Source organism: Paracoccus marcusii, assembly GCF_006151785.1.
In the GTDB taxonomy this organism is placed as follows: Bacteria; Pseudomonadota; Alphaproteobacteria; order Rhodobacterales; family Rhodobacteraceae; genus Paracoccus; species Paracoccus marcusii.
Genome location: NZ_VDDD01000132.1, coordinates 1 through 8,806 on the forward strand (window position 1 = coordinate 1; position 8,806 = coordinate 8,806).

Genomic DNA, 8,806 nt, shown 5'->3' on the forward strand with positions numbered 1-8,806 from the left:
CGGGTCAGGCCAGCGGAGGGCCGCGGGCGCGGGCAGGGCGGGCGACGCCCTGCGGCCGGGGAACGTCCGCGTCGGACGCGGCGATGATCGAGACGGCTTGCGGCGGGACGGGCCTCGCGGGCGTGCGGTACCAGGGATCGGCGTCCGGCAGTGATGATGTCGCCTGCGGTCCGGCCGGAGCCTTGGAGGTCAGGACGGCGACCTGGGCCGGGCTGTCGGAATACAGCCGCTGCTCCTCGGTCAGGCGCAGGAACTGCGGCCCCAGTTCGACCGAGGCAGGCGCCGTCGCCCCGTACAGCGCAAGCTGCACGATGCTGGCCACCAGGACCAGAACGCGCATGATGCACGCCAAGGGTGTCCGCTGTCCGTCCATGGCGCGGATATTGCAGACGCTGCCGGGGCGATGCAAGGGCGGGTGGGGGGCGCAGACGCGTTTGTCACCCCACCGGCAGGTGCAGTTCGGCCCGCAGGCCGCGCCCCTGCGCCCCCGCGCGCAGCCGCAAGGTCCCGCCGAACAGCTGCGCGATCTCGGTCACGATGGACAGGCCCAGGCCGCTGCCGCCGGGCCGCGCCTCGGCCAACGCGCCGCGGGTAAAGCGCGAGGTCAGCTGGTCCATCGCCGGGGCGGCGATGCCGGGGCCGTCATCCTCGACCGAGATCACCGCCGTGCCGTCCTGCCGCGCGACGCGGACGGTAACCTCTGCCCCGCGGCCGGCATAGGCCAGCGCGTTGTCGACCAGGTTCTTCAGCGCCTCGGCCAGCAGGACGGGTTCGGCGCGCACGACGACGGGCTGGCCGTCATAGCCCAGGTCGATCCCCGCACCGGCGGCGCGGGGGATCATCTCTCCGGTCAGATCGCGGGCCAGGGCGTGGGCATCCAGCGGCGCGACCATCGGATGGCCCGCTGCCGCATCGACCCGCGCCAGCAGCAGCAGCTGCGCCAGGATCCGTTCGGCATCGGCCAGTGCCGCGTCGCCCTTGGCCACCGCCGATCGCGCGGCCTGCGCGTCGCCCGCCCGCTGCGCCAGTGTCAGCTGGGTGCGGATCACCGCCAGCGGCGTGCGCAGCTGATGGCTGGCATTGCCGGTGAAGTTGCGCAGCGCCGACAGCGCCGTGTCCAGCCGCGCCATGAACGAGTTCATCGCCGCGACCAGGTCCTGGACCTCCTGCGGGACGTCGGTGGGCAGGGGGGACAGGTCGTCCGCGCGCCGCGCGCTGATCGCGTCGCCCAGCCTGTTCAGCGGGCGCAGCGCCAGTGGAACCGCGATCCAGATGATCGCCGCCGCCCCGCAGATCATCAGCGCCAACCTGGCCGCCGAGCGCAGCAGGATCGCCTGCGACAGCTGGTTCCGCGCCAGCTTGGATTCCGCGACCGTCACGCGGAACGGGATGGATTCGATGCCCGTCGACACGGTCCGCGCCAGCGTGATGACCCGGATCGGCGCGCCCGCGAACACCGCATCCGCGTAGCCCGCCCCATCCGAGCCCGGTTCGGCCAGCGGCAGGTCGGCATAGCCGGTCATGAACCCGCCCGGCCCGTCGACGCGATAGAACACGCTGTCCTGCGCGGTCGAGGTCAGCATCTCCAGCGCGGAATAGGGGATGTCGGCCTGCAGGGCGGCATCGTCGCCCACCGTCACCCGTTCCGCGATGGCCAGCGCCGATCCGGTCAGCACCCGGTCGGACACGGCGCGCGCGGTGGACACGGCCTCGGACCAGGTGTCGGCCATCGCCAGCGTGCCCAGGGCGGCCGTGGCCGCCAGCAGCCAGGCCAGCAGTCGGCGGCGCAGCGATCCCATCGGCGCTCAGACGCCCTTGTCGATGTAATAGCCGATGCCCCGCGCGGTGCGCAGCTGCACCCCGTGGGGCGCCAGCCTGCGGCGCAGGCGGCTGGCATATTGCTCGATCGCGTTGTCCGACAGGGTATCCTCCAGCGAGGTCATGGATTGCATGATCGTCTCCTTGGGGACGACCTTGCCGGCGCGCATGAACAGCAGTTCCAGCAGCGCATGTTCGCGGGCGGGCAGGTCCATCGGCTGCCCCTCGGCCAGGAAACGGCGCGCGGTCAGGTCCAGCATGACGCCGCCGATCGTGACCTCGGCCGCGCGCAGGCCCGCCTGGCGGCGCAGCAGCGACCGGACGCGGGCCTCGAACTCGGTGATCTCGAAGGGTTTGACCATGTAGTCGTCGGCCCCCAGGTCCAGGCCCCGGACGCGTTCCTCGGGCGTGCCGCGGGCGGTCAGGATCATCACCGCGGCCGGGTCGCGGCGGGTGCGCATGCGGCGCAGGACCTCCAGCCCGTCCATCTGCGGCAGGTTCAGGTCCAGGATCACCAGGTCGAACCGCTCCGCCGCGATCAGCGCCTCGGCCGAGGCGCCGTCATCGACATGATCTACGGCATGCCCCGCGCCGGCCAGAAGCTGCACCAGCCCGTCGGCCAGCGCCGCGTTGTCCTCGACCAGCAGAATGCGCATCGACCGTCCCCCCGGCGGCGATCTTAGGGCCGCGCGGGCCGGGCAGGCAAGGGCGCGCGGCCCGCTTGTCCGGCGGGGCGGCGGGTGCCACGATGCGCCATGCTGGTGCGCATGATTCCCCGCCTGTCCTGCGTTGCGCTGATCCTGTCCGTCGTCGCCGGGGCGGCGGCGGCCGACACGCTGCGGTTTCCCGCGCCCTCGGGCGCGCAGGACCGGCCGCTGCGCCTTTACATGTCGCTGGACGAGGATCTGGCCAGCCCGCTGATCCAGGGGTTCCAGGCGCTGAACCCCGACATCGCCGTCGAATACCAGGACCTGCTGACCGGCCAGATCTTTGCGCGTATCACCGAGGAGACTGATGCCGGCGGCACCACCGCGGATCTGGCGTTCTCCTCGGCCATGGACCTGCAGATCAAGCTGGCCAATGACGGCTATGCCCAGGCGGTGGCCACGCCGTCCTCGGCCGACTGGCCGCGCTGGGCGAACTGGCGCGACACGGCCTATGCGATCACATTCGAACCCGCCGTCCTGGTCTATCACAAGCCCAGCTTCCGCGACCGCCAGCCCCCCGCGACCCGGTTCGAGCTGCTGGACTGGCTGGATCATGGCGGGGCGACGGTGCAGGGGCGCATCGGCACCTATGACATCGCACTGTCGGGGGTGGGATACCTGTTCCTGGCCCGCGACCAGGAGCATTTCTTCGACATCTGGAACCTGGGCCAGGCGATGGGACGCGCGGGCGTCCAGCAGTTCGCGACCTCACGCGAGATCCTGGAACGCGTGGCCGACGGGCGGCTGGCGGTCGGATACAACATCCTGGGGTCCTATGCCGCGGACTGGGCGCGGCAGGAGCCGGATGTGGGCCTGCTGTTGCCGCGCGACTTCACCGTGGTCGTGTCGCGGGTGGCGCTGGTGCCGCGTGCCGCGGCGCGGCCCGACCTGGGCGCGGCCTTCCTGGCCTTCCTGATGTCGCGCGAGGGCCAGACCATCCTGGCCGAAGAGCTGCGCCTGCCCGCCGTCAGCCTGGAGGTGTCGTCGGGCGCGGACGGCATGCCCCCGGCGCTGGGCGCGCAGCTGCGCCCCGTGGCGATCAGCCCCGGCCTGCTGGCCTATCTGGACCAGTCGCGCCGTGCCCGGCTGATCGCGCGATGGCAGCAGGCATTGTCCCCGCCGGAGCCGGAGCCGGGCCCGGAATAATCGCGCCGATGTCAGCTTTGCGTCAGGTTGGCGTGTCAGGATGCCCGTTGCCGGGTGGAGGCCCGGCCAATGGGGAGGACTATCTTGAAACACGCGATTCTTGCGGGCCTGTTCACCGCGGCCCTGGCCGTTCCGGCGCTGGCCACCGACTATACCATCCTGGCGCCTGCCGCACCGGGCGGCGGCTGGGACCAGACCGCCCGCACCATGCAGGAGGTCCTGCAGGCCGAGGGCATCTCTGATTCCGTGCAGGTCCAGAACGTTCCGGGCGCCGGCGGCACCGTGGGTCTGGCGCAGTTCGCGTCCTCGGCCACCGGAAAGGCCGACCAGCTGATCGTGGGCGGCTATGTGATGGTCGGCGCGATCCTGACCAACGCCTCGCCCGTGTCGCTGGCCGACGTGACGCCCATTGCCCGCCTGACCGGCGAATACGAGGCGATCGTGGTGCCCACCGCATCCGAGATCCAGGACATCAACCAGCTGGTCGAGATGCTGAAGGCCGATCCCGGCTCCGTCAGCTGGGCCGGCGGTTCGGCGGGTGGCGCGGACCACATCGCGGTGGGCCTTCTGGCCAATGCCGCCGATGTCGACCCGACCGCGATCAATTACATCGCCTATTCCGGCGGCGGCGAGGCACTGGCCGCGATCCTGGGCAACCAGGTGACCGCGGGCATCTCCAGCCTTGGCGAGTTCAAGCCGCAGGCCGATGCCGGGACGCTGCGCATCCTGGCCGTCACCTCCGAGGAGCGGATCGAGGGCGTCGACGCCCCCACCCTGACCGAGGTCGGCCTGGACGTCGTGCTGCAAAACTGGCGCATGGTCGCCGCCCCCGCAGGACTGTCCCCCGAGGACGAGGCCGCCATCGCCGCCGACATCGAGACGATGGCCAAATCGACCGCATGGCAGGAGGCGCTGGCGACCAAGGGCTGGGCCGACACCTATCTGGCGGGCGACGCGTTCCGCGCCCAGCTAGAGGAGGAGACCGCCACGACGGCCGCGGTCCTCAAGGACATCGGGCTGGTCGAATGACGACTGCCCCGGACACGAGACGCCGCCCCGACGGGGCGGCGCTGACCGTGGCGGCCGTGCTGGCGCTGATCGCGGTCATCATTTTCCGCGACGTGGCCACGCTGCCGCAGAACCGGGGCTATTCCGGCGTCGGCCCGGCCGACGTCCCGCGCTGGATCGCCTGGGCGCTGCTGGCGCTGTCGGTCTGGACCATCGTCGCGGCATTCCGCGACGCGCCGGCCGAACGCCCGGCCCAGGATCCCGCGCCCATCGCCTGGATCATCGGCGGCCTGGCCGCGCAGCTGGCGCTGCTGAACACGGCGGGCTTCGTCATTGCGACCGCGCTGCTGTTCGCGGCCACCGCCCGGGCCTTTGGCAAGCGCAACCTGGCGCTGACCCTGCCCATCGGGCTGATCTTCACCGGGACGATCTATCTGGTCTTCTCCCAGCTTCTGAACCTCAGCCTTCCGGCGGGTCCGCTGGAACGCCTGATCACGGGGGGCTAGGGGCATGGACACGTTCGGATACCTGTTCCAGGGCCTGATGGTCGCGACCGACCCGATGATCCTGCTCTACGCGCTGATCGGCGTGACCGTGGGCACCGCCGTGGGCGTGCTGCCCGGCATCGGGCCCGCGCTGACCGTGGCGCTGCTGCTGCCGGTGACCTACGGGCTGGACCCGGCCGGGTCGCTGGTCATGTTCGCGGGCATCTATTACGGCGGCATGTATGGCGGATCGACCACGTCGATCCTGCTGAACACGCCGGGCGAAAGCGCCTCCATCGTGACCGCGCTGGAGGGCAACAAGATGGCCCGCGCCGGACGCGGCGGACCGGCGCTGGCCACCGCCGCCATCGGGTCCTTCGTCGCGGGGCTGGTCGCGACGCTGCTTCTGGCCTTCGTCGCGCCGACCGTGGTCAAGCTGGCCCTGACCTTCGGCCCGCGCGAGTATTTCGCGCTGATGGTGCTGGCCTTCGTCACCGTGTCGTCTGCCTTCGGCGACAGCGCGCGCAAGGGGCTGATATCGCTGTTCATCGGCCTGGCGCTGGCCCTGGTCGGCATCGACCAGCTGACCGGTCAGGCGCGGCTGGATTTTGGCGTCCCGCAGCTGCTGGACGGGATCGAGGTCACGACCCTGGCCGTGGCGCTGTTCGCCGTGGGCGAGGCGATGATCGTCGCCGCCAACCGTCATGGCGTCGAGGACAAGGTGACGGCGGTCAAGGGATCTGTCTGGATGACGCGCGAGGACTGGAAGCGGTCCTGGAAACCCTGGCTGCGCGGCACTTTCATCGGCTTTCCCATCGGCGCCATGCCGGCTGGCGGTGCCGACATCGCCACCTTCCTGTCCTATGCCGCCGAGAAACGCGCCGCCAAGCGCCCCGAGGAGTTCGGCCACGGCGCCATCGAGGGCGTCGCCGGGCCCGAGGCCGCGAACAATGCCAGCGCCGCGGGCACGCTGGTTCCGCTGCTGACGTTGGGCCTGCCGACCACCGCCACCGCGGCGATCATGCTGGCCGGGTTCCAGCAGTTCGGCCTGCAGCCCGGACCGCTGCTGTTCGCGACCAACCCGGACCTGGTCTGGGGCCTGATCGCGTCGCTGCTGATCGCCAACGTGATGCTGGTGATCCTGAACCTGCCGCTGATCGGGTTGTGGGTGCGCCTGCTGACCATCCCGCGGCCGTGGCTTTACGCGGGCATCCTGTGCTTTGCCACGTTGGGCACGATCGGCGCCAACCCGTCCCCGATCGAACTGTCGATGCTGCTGATCTTTGGCGTCATGGGCTACCTGATGCGCCTCTACGGCTATCCCATCGCGCCGGTGGTCGTGGGGCTGATCCTGGGCCCGATGGCCGAACAGCAGCTGCGCCGCGCGCTGTCGATCAGCCAGGGCGACGTGATGACGCTGGTCTCGACCCCGGTATCCGCGGGGCTAATCGCGGTCGCAGCCTTTGCGCTGATCGTGCCGATGATCATGCGGGCCCGCGGCAAGGGTCAGGTCCTCAGCCAGATGGCATCGGACGAGGATTGACGCGAAACCCCGGCCCGGTGACGGGCCGGGGTCATGCACTTGGCGCAAGGCTGGGTTGACCGGATGCTGCATTGCAGAAACGGGGGTCGGACCCGATATCTCTGCTGTCACCTGATGACGGAAAGAGAGACCGAAATGACCACCCTGCGCAATGCCTGGAACCGCCTTCTGTCCGCGATGGACACTCTGGGTGCCAGCCTCGAGGCGGCCCGCGCCGTCCGCGCCCATCGCCGTCCCGCCGATGCCAGCCTGAAGCAGCTGGGCATCCGCCGCGACAGCTTTCCGACCCATATCTGATCGCGGCCCCGGCCCGATCCGCCACCCGGCGCGCCGCCCCCCGCGGCGCGTCTTCGTGTTTCCGCGCCACGTTGGCGGAAAACCGACGATTGCGTGAGCGGACACGGAAAGGTGCTGGTCCGATGGGGGGCCGTCGCTTATCGTGGCGGTCCAGGACGGCCGTGACGCCGCCTTTCATCACCTGACGAAAGTTCAATGCTCCTCGAAATCGCCATCGTCCTGCTGTTGACCCTGTTCAACGGCGTTCTTGCCATGTCCGAACTTGCCATCGTCTCTGCCCGGCCCGCCCGGCTCAAGACCATGGCGCAGCAGGGCAGCCGGGGGGCCGCGACCGCGCTGGACCTGGCCGCCGATCCGGGCCGGTTCCTGTCCAGCGTGCAGATCGGCATCACGCTGGTGGGCGTGCTGTCGGGCGCCTTCTCGGGCGCGACACTGGGCACGCGCCTGGCCACCGCCCTGGTCGCGGGGGGCATGCAGCCCGCGTTGGCCCATACGCTGGCCGTGGGAGGCGTGGTCGTCGCCATCACCTATCTGTCGCTGATCGTCGGGGAACTGGTCCCCAAGCAGATCGCCCTGCGCGCCCCCGAGGCCGTGGCCGCGCGCATCGCGCCGCTGATCCGGATGATCTCGCGCATCGCGGCGCCGGTGGTCTGGGTGCTGGACCGGTCGGGGCGGGTGCTGCTGGCCCTGCTGGGCCAATCGGGCAAGGCCGAGAGCAGCATGTCCGACGAGGAGATCAAGGTCATGCTGGCCGAGGCGCACAACGCCGGCGTCATCGCCCCGGCCGAGAACGAGATGATCGCCGGCGTCATGCGGATCGCCGACCGCACCGCGCGCGGCCTGATGACCCCGCGCCACGAGGTGCTGATCGCCGACGCGAACGCCACCCCCGACGATCTGGCGCAGATCTTCCGCACCGGCCACCGCTCTCGCATCCTGCTGCGGGACGGGGCCGATGACGACATCGTCGGCGTCATCCATGCCCGCGACCTGATCCGACTGCAGGCCGATCCCGCCGCCGACCCGCGCGCGCTGATCCAGGCGGTGCCCGTCGTTCGCGACGGACTGCCGGCACTGAACGTGATCGAGCAGCTGAAATCTTCGCCCGCGCACATGCTGCTGGTCTTTGACGAATACGGGCATTTCGAGGGTGTGATCACCGCGATGGACGTGCTGGAAGCCATCGCCGGCGATTTCCCCGACCCCGGAGAGGACGAGCCCAAGGCCGTCCGGCGCGACGATGGCAGCTGGCTGATCGCGGGCTGGATGCCGGTGGACGAGTTCTCCGACCTGCTGGGCGTCCCGCTTCCCGAGGATCGCGATTACGAATCCGTGGCCGGCCTGGTTCTTGACCTTGCGGGCGTCCTGCCCGAGGTGGGCGCCCACGTGACCCTGTCGCCCTGGCGGATCGAGGTGGTGGACCTGGATGGCCGCCGCATCGACAAGCTGCTGGTCGCCCGCATCGACTGAGGAACGCCAGAACCGATGTCCGTCCCGCCGAACGCCGCATCCCATAACAGCCTCAGGACCCTTGTCCTGAGGCTGTGGGCCGTCTGCGCGGTCCTGCTGCTGGTCGCGGCGGTGGCGGTTTCCCATCCGGCCTGGCAGCGGCAGGTGCCGCATCTGTCTGGCGACCGCCTGTCACAGCTCGGCCTGCCTGCAACCGTCGCGCTGGTCGACCGCCAGGGCGTGCCGGTGGTGCCGTCACCCGCCGCGGGGGCCGATCCGGAACCGTTTTCGCCGCCGCCCCCGCGTGCGCCCGTCAGGCTGGTCCTGCCGCAGGCACGCCGCGCCGCACCCCC

General features: G+C 70.6%; 10 protein-coding genes. 7 read left to right on the forward strand and 3 right to left on the reverse strand.

What is annotated here, in order from left to right:
- Positions 1-4 precede the first annotated feature (4 nt).
- From FHD68_RS15775 to FHD68_RS15785, 3 genes are all read right to left on the reverse strand, one after another.
- Entirely contained in the window at positions 5-340 is a 336-nt protein-coding gene (locus FHD68_RS15775; protein WP_127898036.1) for a hypothetical protein, read from the reverse strand.
- 97 nt (positions 341-437) lie between these two features.
- The gene (locus tag FHD68_RS15780) at positions 438-1,799 is read right to left on the reverse strand and encodes a sensor histidine kinase (RefSeq protein WP_127898037.1); all 1,362 of its coding nucleotides are present in this window, start codon (positions 1,797-1,799) and stop codon (positions 438-440) included.
- A 6-nt stretch (positions 1,800-1,805) separates the two neighbouring features.
- Positions 1,806-2,474 (reverse strand): response regulator, encoded by a 669-nt coding sequence (locus tag FHD68_RS15785; RefSeq protein WP_046000203.1) that lies wholly within the window; start codon positions 2,472-2,474, stop codon positions 1,806-1,808.
- Positions 2,475-2,573: 99 nt separating this feature from the next.
- Between FHD68_RS15785 and FHD68_RS15790 the strand changes: the two genes are divergently transcribed.
- The 7 genes from FHD68_RS15790 to FHD68_RS15815 form a co-directional block, all read left to right on the forward strand.
- Complete coding sequence (locus FHD68_RS15790) at positions 2,574-3,671, forward strand: ABC transporter substrate-binding protein (protein ID WP_205963184.1); 1,098 nt, start codon at positions 2,574-2,576, stop codon at positions 3,669-3,671.
- A gap of 84 nt (positions 3,672-3,755) precedes the next feature.
- A complete protein-coding gene (locus FHD68_RS15795; RefSeq protein WP_240542512.1) occupies positions 3,756-4,700 on the forward strand; it encodes a Bug family tripartite tricarboxylate transporter substrate binding protein in 945 nt (314 codons plus the stop codon).
- Positions 4,697-5,185 carry a tripartite tricarboxylate transporter TctB family protein gene (locus FHD68_RS15800; RefSeq protein WP_127898039.1) on the forward strand — a complete coding sequence of 163 codons (489 nt, stop codon included), beginning with the start codon at positions 4,697-4,699 and terminating at the stop codon, positions 5,183-5,185. Before FHD68_RS15795 ends, FHD68_RS15800 begins: the two co-directional genes overlap by 4 nt.
- Before the next feature lie 4 nt (positions 5,186-5,189).
- Positions 5,190-6,707 carry a tripartite tricarboxylate transporter permease gene (locus FHD68_RS15805; RefSeq protein WP_045982029.1) on the forward strand — a complete coding sequence of 506 codons (1,518 nt, stop codon included), beginning with the start codon at positions 5,190-5,192 and terminating at the stop codon, positions 6,705-6,707.
- 135 nt (positions 6,708-6,842) lie between these two features.
- Positions 6,843-7,004, forward strand: a complete 162-nt coding sequence (locus tag FHD68_RS19095; RefSeq protein WP_157020456.1) for a hypothetical protein — start codon at positions 6,843-6,845, stop codon at positions 7,002-7,004.
- Positions 7,005-7,199: 195 nt separating this feature from the next.
- Positions 7,200-8,474: a hemolysin family protein gene (locus tag FHD68_RS15810; protein ID WP_127898041.1), complete on the forward strand. Its 1,275-nt coding sequence runs from the start codon at positions 7,200-7,202 to the stop codon at positions 8,472-8,474.
- 15 nt (positions 8,475-8,489) lie between these two features.
- On the forward strand, positions 8,490-8,806 hold a 317-nt coding region (locus FHD68_RS15815), incomplete at its 3' end, for a hypothetical protein (protein WP_208863791.1).

Coding starts and splice junctions, on each gene's coding strand:
- FHD68_RS15785 (WP_046000203.1), bottom strand. CDS start 2,474: ATGCGCATTCTGCTGGTCGAGGACAACGCGGCGCTGGCCGACGGGCTG.
- FHD68_RS15775 (WP_127898036.1), bottom strand. CDS start 340: ATGCGCGTTCTGGTCCTGGTGGCCAGCATCGTGCAGCTTGCGCTGTAC.
- FHD68_RS15805 (WP_045982029.1), top strand. CDS start 5,190: ATGGACACGTTCGGATACCTGTTCCAGGGCCTGATGGTCGCGACCGAC.
- FHD68_RS19095 (WP_157020456.1), top strand. CDS start 6,843: ATGACCACCCTGCGCAATGCCTGGAACCGCCTTCTGTCCGCGATGGAC.
- FHD68_RS15790 (WP_205963184.1), top strand. CDS start 2,574: ATGCTGGTGCGCATGATTCCCCGCCTGTCCTGCGTTGCGCTGATCCTG.
- FHD68_RS15780 (WP_127898037.1), bottom strand. CDS start 1,799: ATGGGATCGCTGCGCCGCCGACTGCTGGCCTGGCTGCTGGCGGCCACG.
- FHD68_RS15800 (WP_127898039.1), top strand. CDS start 4,697: ATGACGACTGCCCCGGACACGAGACGCCGCCCCGACGGGGCGGCGCTG.
- FHD68_RS15810 (WP_127898041.1), top strand. CDS start 7,200: ATGCTCCTCGAAATCGCCATCGTCCTGCTGTTGACCCTGTTCAACGGC.